The organism is Planococcus sp. TJ-201, from assembly GCF_058268495.1.
In genome coordinates, this window is sequence record NZ_JBZDOG010000003.1 from 250127 (window position 1) to 268211 (window position 18085).

General features: G+C 40.6%; 18 protein-coding genes. 8 read left to right on the forward strand and 10 right to left on the reverse strand.

Annotation, left to right across the window (positions count from 1 at the left end):
• The first annotated feature begins 2 nt into the window (after window positions 1-2).
• On the forward strand, window positions 3-761 hold the full coding sequence (locus tag AC4EG4_RS09600) for a PHP-associated domain-containing protein (protein ID WP_490976983.1): 759 nt from the start codon (window positions 3-5) through the stop codon (window positions 759-761).
• Between the two features lie 277 nt (window positions 762-1038).
• Here AC4EG4_RS09600 and AC4EG4_RS09605 read toward each other — a convergent pair whose 3' ends face one another.
• Complete coding sequence (locus AC4EG4_RS09605) at window positions 1039-1305, reverse strand: hypothetical protein (RefSeq protein WP_490987661.1); 267 nt, start codon at window positions 1303-1305, stop codon at window positions 1039-1041.
• Between the two features lie 244 nt (window positions 1306-1549).
• Window positions 1550-1699: a hypothetical protein gene (locus tag AC4EG4_RS09610; RefSeq protein ID WP_490987662.1), complete on the reverse strand. Its 150-nt coding sequence runs from the start codon at window positions 1697-1699 to the stop codon at window positions 1550-1552.
• Between the two features lie 262 nt (window positions 1700-1961).
• Here AC4EG4_RS09610 and AC4EG4_RS09615 point away from each other — a divergent pair, with 262 nt between their 5' ends.
• Window positions 1962-2276, forward strand: a complete 315-nt coding sequence (locus AC4EG4_RS09615; protein ID WP_490987663.1) for a TIGR04104 family putative zinc finger protein — start codon at window positions 1962-1964, stop codon at window positions 2274-2276.
• 1 nt (window position 2277) lies between these two features.
• Entirely contained in the window at window positions 2278-2625 is a 348-nt protein-coding gene (locus AC4EG4_RS09620) for a hypothetical protein (protein WP_490987664.1), read from the forward strand.
• A gap of 98 nt (window positions 2626-2723) precedes the next feature.
• Here the strand turns inward: AC4EG4_RS09620 and AC4EG4_RS09625 are convergent, their stop codons facing one another.
• The 4 genes from AC4EG4_RS09625 to AC4EG4_RS09640 all read right to left on the reverse strand — a co-directional run bounded on the left by AC4EG4_RS09625 (window position 2724) and on the right by AC4EG4_RS09640 (window position 7654).
• Window positions 2724-3125 (reverse strand): Rrf2 family transcriptional regulator, encoded by a 402-nt coding sequence (locus AC4EG4_RS09625; protein ID WP_490987665.1) that lies wholly within the window; start codon window positions 3123-3125, stop codon window positions 2724-2726.
• Window positions 3126-3279: 154 nt separating this feature from the next.
• Window positions 3280-4080 (reverse strand): GNAT family N-acetyltransferase, encoded by an 801-nt coding sequence (locus AC4EG4_RS09630; protein ID WP_490987666.1) that lies wholly within the window; start codon window positions 4078-4080, stop codon window positions 3280-3282.
• Window positions 4081-4630: 550 nt separating this feature from the next.
• Entirely contained in the window at window positions 4631-5674 is a 1044-nt protein-coding gene (locus AC4EG4_RS09635) for an alpha/beta fold hydrolase (RefSeq protein WP_490987667.1), read from the reverse strand.
• Between the two features lie 90 nt (window positions 5675-5764).
• The gene (locus AC4EG4_RS09640; RefSeq protein WP_490987668.1) at window positions 5765-7654 is read right to left on the reverse strand and encodes a heavy metal translocating P-type ATPase; all 1890 of its coding nucleotides are present in this window, start codon (window positions 7652-7654) and stop codon (window positions 5765-5767) included.
• Window positions 7655-8098: 444 nt separating this feature from the next.
• Between AC4EG4_RS09640 and AC4EG4_RS09645 the strand changes: the two genes are divergently transcribed.
• Window positions 8099-8572, forward strand: coding sequence for a DUF2231 domain-containing protein (locus AC4EG4_RS09645; RefSeq protein ID WP_490987669.1), 474 nt, complete (start codon window positions 8099-8101; stop codon window positions 8570-8572).
• Window positions 8573-8986: 414 nt separating this feature from the next.
• Here the strand turns inward: AC4EG4_RS09645 and AC4EG4_RS09650 are convergent, their stop codons facing one another.
• The gene (locus AC4EG4_RS09650; RefSeq protein ID WP_490987670.1) at window positions 8987-9178 is read right to left on the reverse strand and encodes a hypothetical protein; all 192 of its coding nucleotides are present in this window, start codon (window positions 9176-9178) and stop codon (window positions 8987-8989) included.
• 380 nt (window positions 9179-9558) lie between these two features.
• Here AC4EG4_RS09650 and AC4EG4_RS09655 point away from each other — a divergent pair, with 380 nt between their 5' ends.
• The 4 genes from AC4EG4_RS09655 to AC4EG4_RS09670 all read left to right on the forward strand — a co-directional run bounded on the left by AC4EG4_RS09655 (window position 9559) and on the right by AC4EG4_RS09670 (window position 12647).
• Complete coding sequence (locus AC4EG4_RS09655) at window positions 9559-11148, forward strand: sensor domain-containing diguanylate cyclase (RefSeq protein WP_490987671.1); 1590 nt, start codon at window positions 9559-9561, stop codon at window positions 11146-11148.
• A gap of 60 nt (window positions 11149-11208) precedes the next feature.
• Window positions 11209-11493, forward strand: coding sequence for a hypothetical protein (locus AC4EG4_RS09660; protein WP_490987672.1), 285 nt, complete (start codon window positions 11209-11211; stop codon window positions 11491-11493).
• A gap of 631 nt (window positions 11494-12124) precedes the next feature.
• The gene (locus AC4EG4_RS09665) at window positions 12125-12295 is read left to right on the forward strand and encodes a hypothetical protein (RefSeq protein ID WP_490987673.1); all 171 of its coding nucleotides are present in this window, start codon (window positions 12125-12127) and stop codon (window positions 12293-12295) included.
• Window positions 12296-12446: 151 nt separating this feature from the next.
• On the forward strand, window positions 12447-12647 hold the full coding sequence (locus AC4EG4_RS09670; protein ID WP_490987674.1) for a hypothetical protein: 201 nt from the start codon (window positions 12447-12449) through the stop codon (window positions 12645-12647).
• A 291-nt stretch (window positions 12648-12938) separates the two neighbouring features.
• On the opposite strand, the gene AC4EG4_RS09675 is transcribed toward AC4EG4_RS09670, so the two are convergent.
• From AC4EG4_RS09675 to AC4EG4_RS09685, 3 genes are all read right to left on the reverse strand, one after another.
• Window positions 12939-15224, reverse strand: coding sequence for a putative bifunctional diguanylate cyclase/phosphodiesterase (locus tag AC4EG4_RS09675; protein WP_490987675.1), 2286 nt, complete (start codon window positions 15222-15224; stop codon window positions 12939-12941).
• 124 nt (window positions 15225-15348) lie between these two features.
• Entirely contained in the window at window positions 15349-16050 is a 702-nt protein-coding gene (locus AC4EG4_RS09680; RefSeq protein ID WP_490987676.1) for a LuxR C-terminal-related transcriptional regulator, read from the reverse strand.
• Between the two features lie 85 nt (window positions 16051-16135).
• Complete coding sequence (locus AC4EG4_RS09685; RefSeq protein WP_490987677.1) at window positions 16136-17782, reverse strand: sensor domain-containing protein; 1647 nt, start codon at window positions 17780-17782, stop codon at window positions 16136-16138.
• Window positions 17783-18085: the final 303 nt, after the last annotated feature.

The window sequence follows — 18085 nt, forward strand, 5'->3', positions numbered from 1 at the left end:
CCATGATAATGGATTTTCACACACACGTAAAACTCTCGAAAAAAACCAAATTTAGCCTCGCTTTTTTTCAGGAAATCGTATTAAATGCGAAAGAAGCCGGATTAAATGCAATCGCAATGACCGAGCATTTTAATACCGATCAATACGAGGAAATTTTTGAGGTGCTGGATGCGCACTATCCTTATACGGACGATCACTATACTGTGGATGGTCTGTACATCTTTCCTGGGATGGAAGTCGATGTAGCAAACACAGGGCATATTCTTTGCATCACTGGTAAAGAAAACTTGCTTGAGATGCGGCGGCAACTGGAAAATCATACGGATCCATCCAACTTTATCCCTTTGGAAAAGTTATTGGCACTTGGCCATTCATACGACGCGTTGTTGATTGGTGCACATCCTTTGCGTCCTTCCACTCCACTTTTTCATCATGACGCCGCGCTTTTGCAGCAATTAGATGCGTTTGATCTCAATGGAAAAGATTTGCATGAACATGGTGTCGAAGAAATGAAAGCTGCGGTGGAACAGTTTGCACAGAAATTGGACAAGCCAATTGTTTACGGCAGTGATTCACATCATCCAATTCATATTGGCATTAGCCGAAACTTCTTTCCCGAAACTTGTGAGACAGTAAAAGAACTAAAAGAACATATTCAGGAAAGGCGTTATACATCAACGGTTTCTCCAGTGCTTCACACTAAAGTTCATGCCGCTAAAGTCGTCAAAAAACAAATGAAAAAAGCCGCTATGGCTTTATGAAAAACCATCCTAAAGTTATTGAAGCATGATAATGAGGGAAATTGAATAATCGTTTTGAGATAGTTGCACCAAAAGTTAAGTGGTCGATAGACATGAGTTTGGTTTTCTGCCGAATTCATGTTTTTTTATTTGGTTTGTTCGTAATGGTTGCTTCCTGTTTCTAAAGAGAGTTATCCACACTTTTTATCCTGGTGTTATTCGGCAAGTTGCTGTTCGCAAAAAAAAAACGTGCCGAAATCAACCGAGCTAAAGCGACTATTCATCGTTTTTATTAGTATTATCTTCTATCTAATTTCTGATTTACAACTTTTTCATCTTTCCACATAACATGAGAATTGAGGACCAGAATGTAAACCGGATAAATCCACATTCCGCCCAATGCCAAAAGGCCGACTGCAGGACCCGGATCGTCTCCACCATTGGTTATGGGGAATAAGAAGGCAACTGCCAAAACAAAAAGAACAAAATAAGGGAGCCACAAAATTACGGTTATAAAGTTCATTTTTCTCTGGCCCAGCCATTTTTTCGTTAAGAAGTGGACCAAAAGCGTTCCTCCTATAAATGTGGCAAGCAAAGCTACATTGGTCCAAATGTTTACCGTATCAAGGCTCCACTTTGTCAATCTGCTAATTCGGTAAACATTCAACAGGAGTTCGAAGGGAACAAATACAATAAGCGCGTACAGCATGCTGATTCCATTCAACTTTAAGAAATAGTTTATTTTGATCAACCCCCAACTATGTCTTTTTTTGCTTAACCAGCTCCCATAGTCAGTCAAAGCAAAACGGTTAGGTCATGAGAGGGACGAGTATCCATTCGATGCCCCATTTTAAGGCATACATAAAAACGGTGACAATTAATGCTCCTGCTACGAAATAACAGACCCACTTCAAAATATCTAAAAAAGCTCCAGCTAAATCGCTCATGAAATTTTCCATAAATATGCCTCCAATGGTTTTAGTATTTGTGCAGTGCTTCATCTTTTTCACAGAGGAAATATGACGCGAATTCTTCTTGGATAAACTTAGAAAATAATGGGATTTTGTATTAATAATATACCACTATTTTAACGGTGTAACGGTGTCTACACTATTCGTGCTTTCGTAATGGTTTACCATTTTATTGGATAATCTCTTTTATCCTAAAAAAATTAGGGTATTTGGAAGATAGAAGAAAGAATTTTTACCTGGAGGTTTCTAAATGCCGAAATGCCAAAGTTGTGGACATCGCTGGAGTTTGAAAAATACCGGCAAAATAGCTTTTAAGTTTAGAGGGAATAATGGGAGAGCGTGCGCACGGTGCGGAAATACCCAGTACTTATCTAAAAAGTCGGTAAGCCGAATGGGCATCGCGGGCATAGTTGTAATAGTCCTGATGGTGTTGATTCGTCCTTTACTGCCGCCGGACTTTTTGAGTGCGATGGCTCTCGCTGTGCCGTTTGCCGTAGTGTTGATAGTGGTTGACCTTTTTTTGATGGAACTGTCCAGTGTGCAGCCAGCGCAAAGGAGGCAGTAATATGATGGCCAAACTAAAGATTGTTTTCCCATTTTTTATTCTGATTGGAGCTGTTCTCTTACTTGCTGAAGTCGATCAAACATTCAACTTATACAATGTTCCTTATGTACTGATCATTGTCGGTTCCATTGGGGTAGTCCTTTCGTTGATCTCCACCAATACAGAATCGAGTTTTTTCTGCAGAATTGGACTTCATAAGTATCAGCGGATTAGGCAAGACAGCGAGGTGCTGGCACTCTATGTCTATCGATGCGAAAGTGCGGCAAGCGAAAAAAGGCGTTTTCTGTCATTTAGTATAGTGAGTGAAAGATTAAAGTACCCATCTATGTTACCAAATATACAAAAGTGAAAATGAGCGTTCGTAAAGTGTTTAGCCACCTTACGAACGCTCATTTTATTATAGATATAGTGCATCTTTTATTTAGATTAAGAAGAAGGCAACAAACCTTAGTTCATTGTCTTGTTCTTAACCAAATCTGCAATTGTCGTATTTCGTAACTCTTCTTCCATCTTCTGTTCAGCTGAAACCATAACTTGCTCAATCGGACAGCCTGGACCGTGTCCAAAATGGCAGTCGAATAAAGAGGGTTTGCCTTCAATCGCTTGTATAATATCTAAGAAAGAAATAGATTCCCAATTATAAGGCAAGGAATAGCCGCCTTTCACGCCGGAAATTGAAGAAATCATGCCTTCTTTCACGAGTTTCGTTAAAATTTTGGAAAGGTATGTTGGAGAGACATGTTGTTGTTCCGCAAGTTGTTGAACACCAACCGGTTTGTTCGTAGACGATGATCGGGCCAGATGCAGCATTGTATGAAGAGCATAATTTGTGCCTCTTGAAAATTTCATGATTGTTCTCCTCCATTCAAAGACTTGCAAGGTATATAATATCCCGGTTAAAAGAAGCTGTCAATTATCTTCAATCAGCTCTTAAAAATCAAAAACCCTCAGTGGATCACTTATAAAGTGATCCACCGAGGGTCAGTTTAGTCATGCATGGCTCTTACGTAGCCAATCTTTTCGCCATGTAAATTTCGTTGTGCAGATTGTTATCGATAATCAGGGATTCTGTACGAATGCCTTCAGTTTGATATTTGTGTTTTTTGAAAAACTGCCGAGCTGCGGTGTTTGTCTCCAAAACTGTAAGTTCGAAGCGGCTGATTGCATTTTCGACTGCCCAGTCCTCTGCTTTTTGAAGAAGGGAAGAGGCGATTCCTTTGCCCTGTGCATCCGCTTGAACGGCAAGGAACAGATCGGCGCGATGCGTTGCCCGTTTGGCATCATTTCCATTGATCATCAAGTAACCGACATGCTGTCCATTTAAAATAGCCAGGAAGATAATTGAGTGACCACTTTGGTTCCATTCAATAATTTGCTTTCTCACTTTTTGGGTAGACAGCTCTCGTTCGGCTTTTCCGTACAATAAAAATTTCGACTCGCCCTCAGCTTTTTTCTGCAAATCAGCAAGAAAGCGAGCATCGCCATGGCCGGCAGAGCGTATCAGTAAAACATCCTCATTGCTTTTCTCGCTCGCTTCTTCATCAAGCGGTTCTACTCTTTCGAAAGTAACATATCGGTTTGGTTCAACGTGCTGGACAGCATAGCCTGCATCTGACCATGCTTGAAAATGCCTTGCAGGTGCTTTTTTCTTTTTCCACCAACTTTGATTTAAGTAGGCGCTATGAGGAAGGTCGTGCCCCATAATTTTCTCGATTTCAGTAAAGTGTAAGGTAACCGTCGTATTTGTTGATTTCATAAAATAATCGGCCAGCGGGATATATTTTTTTTCTAATAACATTTCCATTAAGTAGCATTCCTTCCTAATAACATAATTTTTGAGAAAAAAGTTTACTATTCAACCGTGCTTTTTACTTAAACAGCAGAAGCAATGGTTTTCTTTTAAGTACAAGAGGCAACTCATTATTTTTAATAAAAATAGCCTGTCGTCAATTTCGACATATGTTGTGCAATCCATCAAAAATCAGCAATAGGTACCTCGGATAAATTAGGTCTTTAAACCTGTGTTTTCAGCTAATTTACAATGAGGAATAATTAGCATAGAACTTATATACCCGATTTTCTATTATATACCCATTATTAATAAAAAATGAAATTTTAGACACTAAAATTTATAATTTGGAATGAATTAGTGAAATGGAATTGGTCATGTAGGTATTTTTAGAAGAAGTTGAAATAGCGTCGGTTGTTACAGGGGAGTTTGAGGTGAATTTGACAGGTCGGCTTGTAATGCAGAACAGTTGATATAAAAACTCCCAAAAAGGAGAAGAGCAGCGCAATGGGATTGCCAGGCTCAAACTCTTTTGTTGTTACTCATAGATTGAATATGGATTGAACTACTGCAGATCTTCCAGGAAACCAACCAATATGTCCGTGAACTCTCTCGGCTTATCGTAATGGATGCCATGGCTGGGGGTATCTACGTTAATCCTTTTTCCATGCTTTAATAAACCGGTCACTCGATCAGCATCCTCATCGGAACATGCAGCAAGCAGCATCTTGCCTTCATAAGCGGTGTTTGCTTTTATGAATACGGTTGGGCTTTCAATCTTGGACAACACCTCTGCCTGCTGATAATTCTCAAACCATGAGTTATCGTAAAAGCTTTCGCTAAATCTGCGGTCGAATGGATAAGTTGCCGCTTCGAACAGCCGATTGATTTGCGGGGGCAAATAAACCAAGTGGACAGGCTTATTCGGGTATTTTTCGTGATAGGCTATGGCGTCTGTTGAAAGTTTGTTCCATAGAAAATCTCCAAATATTTTTTTCCAGTAACTGTGCTTCAAAGAGTAGGCAAAGTAGTTTTTTTCTTCTTGTTGATGTTTGAAGTTTTCATACATTTGGAATTCATAGACCCATACGTAAGTGTTTTTCCGTCTCTGTAGTTCCGTTGAGAAAAATGGAGAATCTTCTATGACCGTACCGAGAACCAGCTCCGGTCGATGTGCCGCGATCCATGCCGCAATCATTCCACCTGAAGAATGGCCGGACAATACGGTTTTTTCGCCGATTGCCACTTCAATAAATTCACTGAAATCTTTTGCCATCGCTTTCGCTGTATACTTTTCAGGTTTCCAGTCGGATTCGCCGTGCCCGTGACAGTCTATGGCGTATACATGATAATGCTTGGCTAGCTCAGGCAACACTTTTGAATAATCTTCCCAAGTTACAGCTTGCCCATGAATCAGCAAGAGTGGTGTTTTCCCATTGCTTGGCCCTTCACCATAGTTCAATAACGTACCATCCTCTACTATCAACTGCTTTTCAGTAAATCCTGAACTGTACATCTTTTCTAAGGGTTTATTCATATACGTGATATTTTTATAAAAATAAGAACCCGCTGCTGCCAGTGCAAGAAGTGAAATAATCTTTATTCGCATGTATTTTCCCTCTTTCTGCTTTCAGCATTTTTACTGAATAAAAGAAATCAAGCACTTGGCGTAAGGGTTCTTAAACTAAAACAGTGAGCATTAAATATTTCGATTCAACATGCGCAAGCCGTTTAAAATAACCAAAATTGTGCTGCCTTCATGTCCAATGACCCCAACAGGGATCGTAATCGACTGCATAAAATTCAATACGAGCAGAATGATGATGACCCCGACAGAAAAATACATATTTTGCTTAATGATTTTCTGCATTTTGCGGGCCAGCCTGATGGAATAAGCAATACGGGATAAATCATTTTTCATCAAAATCACATCAGCGGTCTCCAGTGCCACGTCTGTTCCTTCGCCCATGGCAATGCCGGTCGTGGCAATGGCCAGCGCAGGGGCATCGTTAATGCCGTCGCCAGTCATGGCAACATATTGGTATTTATCAAGCAAAATTTTCAGTTCTGCCACTTTGTCTTCTGGCATGCAGTTTCCGATGAACGCGTCCACGCCGCTTTCTGCAGCTATGACTTTTGCGGTCTTTGCGTTGTCGCCCGTTAGCATGATGCAATGGATGCCCATGCGCTGCAGTTCCTGAATGGTGTTTTTAGTGTTTTCCCGGACGGTATCTTTTAGGGCAATGGCCGCGGCGATTCCGTTGCTGTCCCGAACGAAAGTAACGGTTTTTCCTTCATTTGCCAATCGGCTCAGCAGGCCATTTTGAAAAGTTTCTGCAGCAGCCTCGGTAACAAAAGCCGGATTTCCGATGCGGATTTCCTTTCCTTGGACCGTGGATTTTAAGCCATTGCCCGGAACGTCGATAATTTGAAGATTCGGCAGCGGAACAATGCCTTTTGCTTTGATGAATTCCGTGATGGCTTTGGCAAGCGGGTGATTGGACTGCAGCTCTATCCCGGCAATGATTTCCATCATTTCGTTCGGATCTAGTCCATCCCGCAGCACAAAATCGGTAACTTGAGGCTTTCCTCGTGTTAAGGTCCCGGTTTTATCCAAGGCAATTGCCCGGATGGTACTCAGGTTTTCCAAGTGGGCGCCGCCTTTGAAAATGATGCCGCTTTTTGCGCCATTCGAAATCGCAGCAAGGGTGGCGGGCATAATGGATGCCACAAGAGCGCAGGGAGAGGCGACAACAAGCAGGAGAATGGCCCGGTAGAACGTCGTGTTCCAATCCCAGTCGAACAGGTAATGAGGAAGAAACAGCATGAAAACAAAGACAACCAAGACCACTTTTACGTATTGGCCTTCGAAATGCTCCACAAATTGCTGGGAAGGAGGCTTCTCACTTTGTGCTGTTTGGACAAGGTCGATAATTTTTTGGACCAGTGTGTCAGAGTTCGGCTTGGTCATTTCCATGGTGATGGTTCCACTCAAGTTTACGGTAGAAGCAAACAAATTATCTGCAGCATTTTTGGAAACCGGAACTGATTCCCCGCTTATTGTTGATTCATCGACAACGGTATGACCATCAACGATGACGCCGTCAACAGGCACCCGTTCCCCAGGCTTTACAAGCAGCACGCTGCCAACTTGCAATGAAGAAACGGCCACACGGGTAGTTGCTTCGTTTTTAACAAGCCACGCTTCTTCGGGTTGTATTTCCATCAATGCGGATACTTCTTTTCGGCTTTTATCCATCGTATAAGTTTCCAATGCCCCGCTCAGTGAAAAGATGAAGATCAAAATCGCGCCTTCAGTCCAGTAGCCAATAATCGAAGCACCGATCGCCGCGAGAATCATCAGCAATTCCACATTGGGCTTGCGCGTTTCAATGGTCTTTTGGATGCCGTATTTCGCTTTTGCGTAGCCTCCGATTAAGAAAGCAGACAGGTAGGTAATGACCGATAAGCTTTCCAGTGATTGGGTTTCGAAAATGTAAGCAAGAACAATTAATATTCCAGAAGCAATCGCCGCAATGAGTTCAATATAAGCTTTCCATTTTTTCTTCAATCCAGCTTCCTTCGCCAACTCAAGGACCCCCACGGTCGTATTTAAAAAATTTGTAGACCTACTTTCACCTGAAGTATGCTCTCCTTATCTAGAGTTTGTCAACGTTTCAAAAAGGTGATGATTTGTGTGAAATGTCACAACCCAACTCAATTGATTGGCATAGAATAATGATGGGGATCGTACGCGTTTTATCTGTGCCGAACGACCGAAAATTCCCTCCCGGTATCGGTAATTTTCATTGAAAACATTGTGCGTTCAGGTGGTCTACAATCCATCAGTGTGACAAAGTTCAATATATACCTAAACTATGTTCTTGATAAAAAAATGATTAAGTAGTTATTATTTGATTATTATGATAAATTAACTTTTATAAAAATGTCAATAAACAGACAACTGAAATAATTTGCGACATCCCGCCGGTCAAAAGTTTTTGTCCAATTTAAGAGAAGGAGATGGAAAGTCATGTTTTCATTGCCATTGCACCCCGTACTGGTCCATTTTCCGATTGCTTTGATCAGTTTGGGGATCGTGACGCAGTTTCTTGCTTTGTGGAAACGGGATTTTTTTGAAAAAGTTACACTGCTGCTATTGTCTACTGGATTTATAATGGGGGTTTTTTCTTATTTAACTGGTGAAGCGGCAGAGGAGTTTGCTGAAAATGCATGGGGGGAAGGGATAGAAACTTACCTGGAGCCGCATGAATCTTACGCGTTAGCAACATTAATCATTATTGGAGTTGTTCTCGTGTTAAAGGTCATTAACCACTATAAGAAAATTCCTTTTAGCTTGTCGGTTATACTCATCCTCTGCATAGCTGGTGCATTCACGATAACGTTAACAGGGCATTACGGAGGAAAAATGGTTTACGATCAAGATTCAACCAACTTGCAAATAAACGGCCGTGAAAATCAGGAAGATGATGATTCGTTCAATTGAAATTCCGGAGGGAAAAACAAGCTGGAGATTCGGCTTGTTTTTTGTGGAGCCGTAAATGGGCATCAACAGAAAATACGTTTGGATTGTTGAGGAGAAGAGCAATATGGAAAAGAAAAAACAGGTAGTTTTTACATTTACGTGATCCTTGGTTCAATGGGCATGCTTCTTTTAGCAATTGGACTTCTTGAATACATATCGCTTATCGGCAGCACGAACACCACGGGCTTTCTTTTTACTTTTGCTGGTTTTATATTCCTGGTTCAGTACATCTATTATTTAGAAAAACAGTCCGGTATGAGCAATGGCGCAATTTGGATGCAATCGGCAGTACTGGCTTCTGCGCTACTTATTTTCACATACATCTTTTACTAAAATTTAAATGCAGGTGATTCATAATGTCGCCATGCTCGAACTTTAAATGGATCTTGAAAGCAATTGGTCAAAGCAACCGGTGAGGGGTCTCTCCAGCAAACGAACATCGTCCATAGATTTGTTGTGGAGTTGCTTAATGTCGTAAAGGCTGTCCATACGATTAGTGATGCACTGATCGGTCCATTCTTTGCTGGTGCCGCATTTGTAAGAAAACCAATAAATCTTGCTTGCCATTCTTTTCATCCTTTCTATTAGGGACCCCGGGTTTTGGTGAATGTAATCTTATTTTAATTTGGTTAAGTTGGTAAGGTTTTTTAAAATAGAGCTCTTAGCTGATTTTATGGACCGACATCCGATACTCCGCGATTTTCCTTGCGGAGTTTTTTATTTTCTTAAATAATGTTAGAAGAAAGTTACGCAAAACTACCTTTTTCTTCTGAAGATTGCACTGTAAGAGACCCCCCAAATTATTTCTTCATCCAGGACTATATATATACAGCCCTAAAACCTATATAATAAGATATGTTAATTTATTAAAAAAATAAAAGTTATAATACAAATTTTGTATTTTCTATCCAAAAATATTTCTTTTCATTGTCAAAGGAGTTTCCCGTATGAAACGATTATTTACCGCACAAAAAGTGAACTTGGCAACGTTGTTATCCCTTCTGGTATCTACTTCTGTTATTTTTACTTTGTTGATTCTCACGATTTCAACCCATCACTCGAATAAGGAATCCTTAATAGAGACTTACTTAACTCTGAACTCTTCCAAGGCTGAAAAAATGAGCCATTCTGTTGAGTCATTGTTTGTCTCGATGAGAACCAATTTGGAGACTACTGTGGATTTTCTTGAAGCGCACGAAGAAATGAGTGACCAGGAAATTCAAGAGCAACTAGAGCTTTTGCGCGTAAGCAGCGGTTATTTTAACTCTTTTTCGTGGGTGGATGAAACAGGTCTTGTCCGCGTTATTAGCCCCGTTAGCATTGGGCTGAAGGGGGAAAGAATAACATCAGGCATCACCAAAGAGGTGTTGGACTTAAAAGAGCCGACGTTGACGCCCCCCTATATTGGTCCATCAAGCCGTCTGCTGATTTTGATGACTCAGCCTATTTATGCGAGCGATGGAAGCTATAGAGGAATGATTGGCGGGAGTATATATCTTCAAGAACCAAACGTCTTAAATGATTTGCTTGGAAATGATGAGATTGAAAAAAACGGCTCTCATTATTTTGTTGTGGGGCCTCAAGGAACCATGCTCTACCATCCGGAAAAGCGTTTAATTGGGGAAAGTGCCAATGAGGATGCTGTTGTCCGCAAGTTAACACAGGGAAAGAGCGGCATGGAGCTTTTTACAAATCACATCGGAATTCCGATGCTCGCGGCCTATAGTTATGTGCCCGAGGCCGATTGGGGAATTGTGCAGCAAACGCCTTATTCATTTGTTGAAGGGGTGTTGGCAGACCAACTCAAAGATTTGTTGATCAATATGCTGCTTCCATTTTTGCTATTGCTGCTTTTATCGATTTTTATTGCCCGTAAATTAGCAGCACCCTTTATTCGTTTAGGCAACCTGGTCAATCGCTTAGCGGAAGGGAAACCGGTAGCTGAACCGTTAAAGGAGGCGCTGATGGAGCCTCATTGGAACCGGGAGGCTGACTTATTGACCAGAAGTGTCGGCATCGCTTTTGAAATACTGGAACGCAACAATCAGCAGCTCAGTCAGTCTGCATCAACTGATGCACTGACCGGCCTGCAGAACCGAAGAAAAATGGATGAAGTTTTGAATGCCTGGTCACGTGAAAATCGCCTGTTTTCCTTGCTGGTGTTGGACATTGATCACTTTAAATCGATCAATGACACATTTGGGCATCACGCTGGAGACGAAACATTAAAACAATTGGCTGAGACCATTCAAAATGTTACCCGGAATAACGATTTCTGCTTCAGGTACGGTGGTGAAGAGTTTGTCTTGCTGCTGGCTGACACAGACACACCGGGTGCTTTTAACCTCGCTGAAAAAATTCGCGAAAAAGTCGAAAAGACAAGCATGATTCCTGGGAGAACAATCACGGTTTCAATCGGTGTTTCAGAATTCCCTAAGCATACCGATTCAGCGGATGAACTTTTCAAGTTAGCGGATAAAGCACTGTATGAGTCAAAGTTTGAAGGAAGAAATCGAACTACGGTATACTCTAACTAACAAAATGGAGCTGGCATAGGTTGATTCGAATTGCCAGATGGTATGTTAGGGGGAATGAAAATGCAGGAGGAAGCTGGACTGCCATTGTTTCAAAGTCATGAGGCGGCAATCCAATATTTTGAAGAAAGTTACGGAGAAAAGTTCGTCTTTGAAGAGTCTTTGGATACCGAAGAGGGGTTTTGTTCTTTTTACCGATTGATTACAGATGAAGAGGCCTATATAAAAGGAATATCGGATTTGAATTCTACCGGGCATGTGAGAATGAGTTTTTTGGAAAGTTATCAACCGATTCAAATTATGCAAGATGGCCATGTGCACATTGGTCGTGATGAGAAAAAAAGCTGAATTTCGTTCAAACTAAACAAATAAAGGACAACGAAATGTATGTACATTTCGTTGTCCTTTATTTGTATGGGGACTTGGAGTTGGACGTTCTTCTGCTGACTTTTTTCAACTTTCATTTTCGATAGCTTGTGCTTTTTTACTGGGGTTCTTGATTCGCCAAAGTGAAAATAGGGTTAATAGAATATAGGCCACAGTGATAATAATGAAGAAATTTCGATTTTGGGAATAGGATAAGATATCTCCAGTAAACAGGACGATAAAGTAAACGGTCCACATCCCTGCGATTCTGAGCAGCTGATTAGTAAGGTTCGACCTAAACATTCCAATGTTCCTCCTGCTAAAAAATATATTTGAATCTAGTACATATACTGTTTTTTTCAAGTAAAGTTTCGTTTTAGATGCATTTTGTGCAGGGATTTCTTGTACTTACTGGATCAGGGATTAGGCATAGAGTCGCAAGGGAAGAGGTAGGAATAGAGGCAACTAACAAACGGGGGTCATAGTGATGGGATCAAAAGCAAAGTACATTTTGTTGTTCCTTCTGGGATTTATTGTTTACTTTGTCGTGGCAACTTTAGTAACGCTTTAAGTGGATAGATGTTCCGCGCTAAAAGACTTGGAGGGATTCTAAATGATCAAATTCATACTGATGTTCATGGGCGTTTGGCTGGTGGCAGTCCCGATTTTTCTACTGTTTGGAGCTAATTCGCGAGACATTATTACTATCTTTATTGCTAGTGTATTGGCAAATGTTATTTTGCTGATTTATACAACTGTCCGGAAGAGAGAGGTTATACAATAAAAAAGAAAGTGGTCCGCGGAAGACGCAAATGTACAATGAAAGCCACCTGGAAATCAAATTATTGTTACTTTACAATAAAAGGGTTGTTTTTTGATGAAGAGGGTAAACTAATAGATATAGACGAAATGTACTACTGAATGGGGGCATATTTATGACGCACGTACTCGATATTTACGAAGTTCTTGAAATCAACGAATTGCTTTCCTTTAAAAAATCCTCCCTTACCAAAAGTGAACTGTTTCTTGAAACAGTAAAAAACCATGAACGCGTTTGGTTTTTAGAAGACGATATTAAATTATCGACTCAAGAAATTATTGATTTGAAAGATCTACTGCTTTTCTCAGCTAATTAAAGCTGTGATTAAACAAATAGATTCCTTCCCGTTTTGAAGAGATGTGATGATTATATGGTTTGTATTTAGCTGGTCAATCGACAAAGCATGCGCTGTAAGCGAATGTTTTACGTGATTGATTTTTTTTATGCGCTCAATTTGTCTTTTTTCTCAAATTAGCAGCAGGAGCTGCATTAGAAAGAATTCCACAGCACACGCCAAAGGCTCTGACAATTGGTTTTGACAGAGCCTTTTTCATTTAGTTTTACACGCCTTAAGTAGTACGCTACACGCCAACTCCTATTAGTGAACTCAGCTTAGTTTCAAAGAACCCTTTCGAGTGGGTCTTTTCCATGCAATTCCAGTCTTCAGCAATTCCTCAAAATCAACTGCAGAAACAGGTTTGGAAAAGAGGTAACCCTGGCCGATTGTACAGCCATTTTCTTGCAGGAATTGCAGTTGCTCTTGCGTTTCGATTCCTTCCGCCACGATGGTAAGGTTTAAGTTTAGCCCGAGTTCAATAATTGCTTTGACCATCGTGTACGGAGCTTGTTTTCCGACTTCATCAATAAAAGACTTATCGACTTTCAGAATATCAATAGGCAGCTTTTGCAAAACATGCAAAGACGAATAGCCGGTTCCAAAATCGTCAATAGAGGTCTTGACGCCCATTTTCTTCAATCGATTTAATAAATCGATGCTCTCTTGAATGTTCTGCATGATGCTTTCAGTAATTTCCAATTCAAGAAAATGAGCTTCCAATTTCGACTCCTTTAATGCCTTCTCAACTGTTTTTAAAAACTTGCCATTTTGGAATTGCGATACGGACACGTTGACGGAAACGCTGACGGCTGGCAGCCCTTGTTCCTGCCAGCGTTTATTCTGATAACATGCAGTTCGCAGCACCCATTCCCCAATAGAGATGATGTGTCCGGTTTCCTCCGCAAGCGGAATAAATTCTGCTGGAGAGATCCAGCCCAGTTCGGGGTGATTCCACCGCAGCAAGGCTTCCATACCGGTTATTGTCCCATCCTTCAGGTCAATTTTTGGTTGATAAGCAAGGCTCAATTGATTGTCTGCAATTGCGTGCTGCAGATGTTTTTCAAGTGCCGTTTTCCGTGTGAGCTGGCTTTGCAACTCCGTGCTATAAAAGCTGTATTCATTTTCGCCTCTTCTTTTAGAAAGGTACATTGCGGCATCGGCATTCTTTAACAGGTCCTCGCCGGAATTTCCGTGATCAGGATACATGCTAATGCCTATGCTTAGAGACAGGGTAATCTCATAAGCCAGGTCCTGGAACGATTTCTGAAAGCTTCCCAAAATTCCCACAGCAAAAAATACGGCATCCATTTTGTTTGAACCAGAAAGGGTAATGACAAATTCGTCTCCTTCCAATCTATACAATCGGATTTTGGCATTCTCAAATTCTTTCAGTCTTTTCGCAGTTTCTGCCAAAATTTTGTCTCCAACATGATGTCCAAAAGCATCATTAACTGCTTTAAAGCGGTTAATATCAATTAGCAGCAAAGCAAAAGGCTGATCCTTGCTTTTACGCATCAATGTAGTTAAGTCTTCTATGTAACTCGATCGATTAGCTAGACCGGTTAATGGATCGTGGTAAGCCAAGTCTCCGAGTCGATCCATCAATTTCTTATTTTTGTGAATAACAAAAATTTGAAGTCCCAAAACCAGCAAAATTGTGAGAACCAGTCCCAAGCCTAGAGCGTTATAATTCCAGCGGTTATTATAGCCGACTAATGCGATAAGTATGAGAATACTGATATAGGGAAAGACTAGCACTTTTTGATCGAATGAACCTATTGGTTTCTGATCTTTCCTTGCTATAAGCTCGTTGTTATAAAATCCCGTGAATCCAATGAGCAAAGAGGCGATCACCCATAATAAGTCAACATTGCCTCCGGCTCGATAACTTTCCAGGATTGATAAATAAATAAACGAGAAGTTGGCTAGCAGCTGTAAAAGAAAACTGATAAGCAACAATAACAAAACATTTTTTTCTTTTTTAAACTCAATAAAATAGTAAAGCAGCAAAATAATAAAAAAAGTGATTAAAGTGACTACCTGGTTGAACATCACAAAGACAATAACCAAAAACGGGATATCTGGATTGAGCAGCATCGGTTCAACTAAATAATGATAACCAATAGCAACCGCAGTAATTAGGTAAACCAAAATATTGAAAAGGTATATCCTGTTCGCAAAAATCCAGTTTTCCTTTAGGGCTTTATAGATTAACGCTCCTAAAAAAAAGAAAGAGGACGAAAACCAAAACAAAGGGAACCAGGCATTGTTCGCCAATACTCCGCCTGTTAAATAAACATACAGCCATACAAAGTTGGTAATTGCAGAGCAGAATAACCCCAAGCTTAATAAGAGCCAAAAGTTTTTCTGTTGACCAAACTGCTTGTGATAAACTTGAAACACCCAAACAAAGGCGATAATGCCGGCAAGCAGCCGCATGATGCTGATTCCGGTTACTTTTATCAATTCCTGATTTTTAAAAAGTTCGCTCCATACTAAAAACCCAATAATGAAAGCAAACATTAAGAAAATCGGAGCCTTTTTCACATTGACCATTCTAGTATCCCCTAACGAAACTTGTGTTTGCCCAAATACAGCTGAAATGACTACTTTTGGTTCAACAACCTAACTTCAGGTTTTAATAAATAGAGTTAACTTGCCGTTAGTGGACGTTAGAGTTTTATAGTTCCACCCATCCGTTTTTAATAGCTTTTAAAACGATTTGCGTTCGATCAGTTGCCCCTAGTTTCGACAGAATGCTCGAAACATAATTTTTGACGTTTTTTTCTTTAATGTCAAGTGCTTCCCCAATGGCCCTGTTACTTTTGCCTTGGGTCAACAAGCGAACAATGTGTACCTCTTTTTTTGTCAAAAGCTTTGGAGAAGGATCTGAAAGTTGAATTGAGAAAAGTTCGTTGCTGTTGAAAGCGTCGCTTAACCGCCGAACTTCGTGTATCAAAAAAGGTGCTACTTGAGGATCTACATAATAATGGCCTTGGGAGACGGTGCGCAAGGCATTGATAATCGCATCGATTTCAGCTCTTTTTAATAGATAGCCTGCGGCCCCATTTTTAAAAGCTTCCAGAACATGATCTTTTTCTGCAGAAACAGAATAGACTATCACTTTTTTATCGGGATACTCTGTAGTGAACTTTTTTAAGTCGCTGATTTCATGAGTATCGCCGTTGAACAATTCTGTTAGAACGATTTGCGGTTCGTGATTTTCAAACGTTTTCGTCAGACTTGTCAAATCACGCTGTTGATCGATGAACGAAAACTCATTAGTTAAGTCAGTTAAAATCGCTTTTAGGCCTTCTCCGAGCATTTGGTTTGAATCCGCTAAAGCAATAGAAAAGGTGCCTGTCGTACTCAAGCAACTCAAAGCAATACTCCTTTCTCAGATAGAGTTGAAAAACCAATTTATTTCACTTACTGGATCCTCTTCATAAGTTTAAGTATGAGGACTTTTACAGAATTTGAAGACGGTAAGTGCCTCTGCCGGATTCTTTCGCTTCGTACATCGCAAGATCTGCGTTCTTCAAAATGGATGAGACTGTCGCACCTGCCAGTGGGACTAATGCAATGCCCATGCTGGAAGAAACTGATGATGGACCATTTTCAATGATCCATGGAGCTTCTATCGCCCATTGAATTTTTTCAGCCATTTTTATGGCTTCTTCGCGTGTGGCCACACTTGGAAGCAACAGGACAAATTCATCACCGCCAAGGCGGGCTGCAATATCACCTTCTTCAAGTGATTGAGTGAGACGCTTGCCAAATTCTTCAATGACCGCATCTCCTACTTCATGGCCCAACTGGTCGTTGATTTTTTTGAAATGATCAATATCCAACAAAATAACGGCTAAAGTTTCTTCCGTATGTTGTTGAGAAGCAATTTCTTCATGAAGCTGCTGCTTGAAAAAACGTCGATTCGGCAAGCCGGTCAATGAATCGTGATATGCATAATAATGAAGTTTGGCTTCGTGTTCTTTTTGCAGCGTGATGTCCCGTGTAATCGTCAGCATATGAATAAACTGGTTTTGTTCATTAAAAATTGGTGTCCCTTGTAATTCTGACCAACGCCATCCTTCGATTTTATGCTCCATGCGAATCTCAATCACATAGTTTTTGGCTTCTTTGACAGCTTGTGCATAGATTTCTCTTACTTGCAAAATGTCATCGGGATGGACGCTGTGGAAGGAAGGTTTTTCCATATATTCTTCTGGATCAAATCCGTAAACTCGTTTGATAGAAGGAGAAACATACAAAATTTCGCCTTTGTCATCCCGCAAGACAATCACATCATGTGCATTTTCGGCAATAATGCGAAAGCGATTTTCACTTTCAGCATACTGGTTGATCAGGTGGTCGATTTCTCTCATATCCCGCATTACAGCATATGATCCGACAATATCGTCTCCTTCTTCAATAGGTGCAAACTGAATAGAAATTCCAATTAAATCTCCAAATTTTCCGCGAAACTTCGTGCGGACATCCTGATATACTCCTGTCAGTCCTTGTTTGAAATGCGCAATCAGCAAGTCATGATCTTCCTCGTTGATAAATTGACTGAGCTCCAGGCCCACTACTTCTTCGAGCGAGAAGCCAGTTAACTGCTCGACCGTTGAATTGCCGGTTTGAATTTTACCCATTAAGTCCAGTGAAAGAATCGCATCAGCATTATTGTCATACAACGAGCGGTATCTGGAGCGAGTTTCGTGTATCTGTTCCGAAGGTGCCTGGTATTCCAGTTTTGCAAGGCGTTCAGCAGTAGCTTCTTTGATGACCCCAATGATGTGGGTGCAGTTGCCATTTTCATCAAGCAATGGTGTTAAAGTAGACTCGGAATACTCCGAATCACTGTAAATGAATGCTTTTTTTGTTTTCAGCACGTTCGCATAATGCAGGCTCAACAAGTCTGCCATGTCCTTGTCGTGAACCTCTTGAAAAGTTTTCCCGACAGCAGCGGATGTTAAGTTAGATCGTTCGAATACCGCCTGATTTAAAAATTCGTATGTGAAAACAGAGTCGTTTTCAATGCTTACGATGGATACCATATCTTGTATCGCGGTCATAAATGCTTTGTCAAAGGGGAGCGCATGAACTTTTTCCATTTGTACTGTCCTTTCTCCATTAAATCCTTCTCCCGCAGGTTAGGTATTCAATTATCAGGTAAAATTTTGAATGACTCAGTGGCACGATTGCTGTGGCAGACTCCTAATATTTTCGGTGAAAAATTTAGTTGTAAGACATTTGCTGTAAAATACTCAAAAATATGAACTATAAGAAATACAGTTCCTAATAACCATAAGAGGATTGGATGCAAAGTAGGTTTCTATTAAAATTTCGAACCATACTTGTAGTTACCTATTATTAAATCTATGCTGGTGATTCGTAAATATGCCTTTACGCTCAAT

Coding starts and splice junctions, on each gene's coding strand:
- AC4EG4_RS09600 (WP_490976983.1), top strand. CDS start 3: ATGATAATGGATTTTCACACACACGTAAAACTCTCGAAAAAAACCAAA.
- AC4EG4_RS09610 (WP_490987662.1), bottom strand. CDS start 1,699: ATGGAAAATTTCATGAGCGATTTAGCTGGAGCTTTTTTAGATATTTTG.
- AC4EG4_RS09615 (WP_490987663.1), top strand. CDS start 1,962: ATGCCGAAATGCCAAAGTTGTGGACATCGCTGGAGTTTGAAAAATACC.
- AC4EG4_RS09620 (WP_490987664.1), top strand. CDS start 2,278: ATGATGGCCAAACTAAAGATTGTTTTCCCATTTTTTATTCTGATTGGA.
- AC4EG4_RS09625 (WP_490987665.1), bottom strand. CDS start 3,125: ATGAAATTTTCAAGAGGCACAAATTATGCTCTTCATACAATGCTGCAT.
- AC4EG4_RS09630 (WP_490987666.1), bottom strand. CDS start 4,080: ATGGAAATGTTATTAGAAAAAAAATATATCCCGCTGGCCGATTATTTT.
- AC4EG4_RS09635 (WP_490987667.1), bottom strand. CDS start 5,674: ATGCGAATAAAGATTATTTCACTTCTTGCACTGGCAGCAGCGGGTTCT.
- AC4EG4_RS09645 (WP_490987669.1), top strand. CDS start 8,099: ATGTTTTCATTGCCATTGCACCCCGTACTGGTCCATTTTCCGATTGCT.
- AC4EG4_RS09650 (WP_490987670.1), bottom strand. CDS start 9,178: ATGGCAAGCAAGATTTATTGGTTTTCTTACAAATGCGGCACCAGCAAA.
- AC4EG4_RS09655 (WP_490987671.1), top strand. CDS start 9,559: ATGAAACGATTATTTACCGCACAAAAAGTGAACTTGGCAACGTTGTTA.
- AC4EG4_RS09660 (WP_490987672.1), top strand. CDS start 11,209: ATGCAGGAGGAAGCTGGACTGCCATTGTTTCAAAGTCATGAGGCGGCA.
- AC4EG4_RS09665 (WP_490987673.1), top strand. CDS start 12,125: ATGATCAAATTCATACTGATGTTCATGGGCGTTTGGCTGGTGGCAGTC.
- AC4EG4_RS09670 (WP_490987674.1), top strand. CDS start 12,447: ATGACGCACGTACTCGATATTTACGAAGTTCTTGAAATCAACGAATTG.
- AC4EG4_RS09675 (WP_490987675.1), bottom strand. CDS start 15,224: ATGGTCAATGTGAAAAAGGCTCCGATTTTCTTAATGTTTGCTTTCATT.
- AC4EG4_RS09685 (WP_490987677.1), bottom strand. CDS start 17,782: ATGGAAAAAGTTCATGCGCTCCCCTTTGACAAAGCATTTATGACCGCG.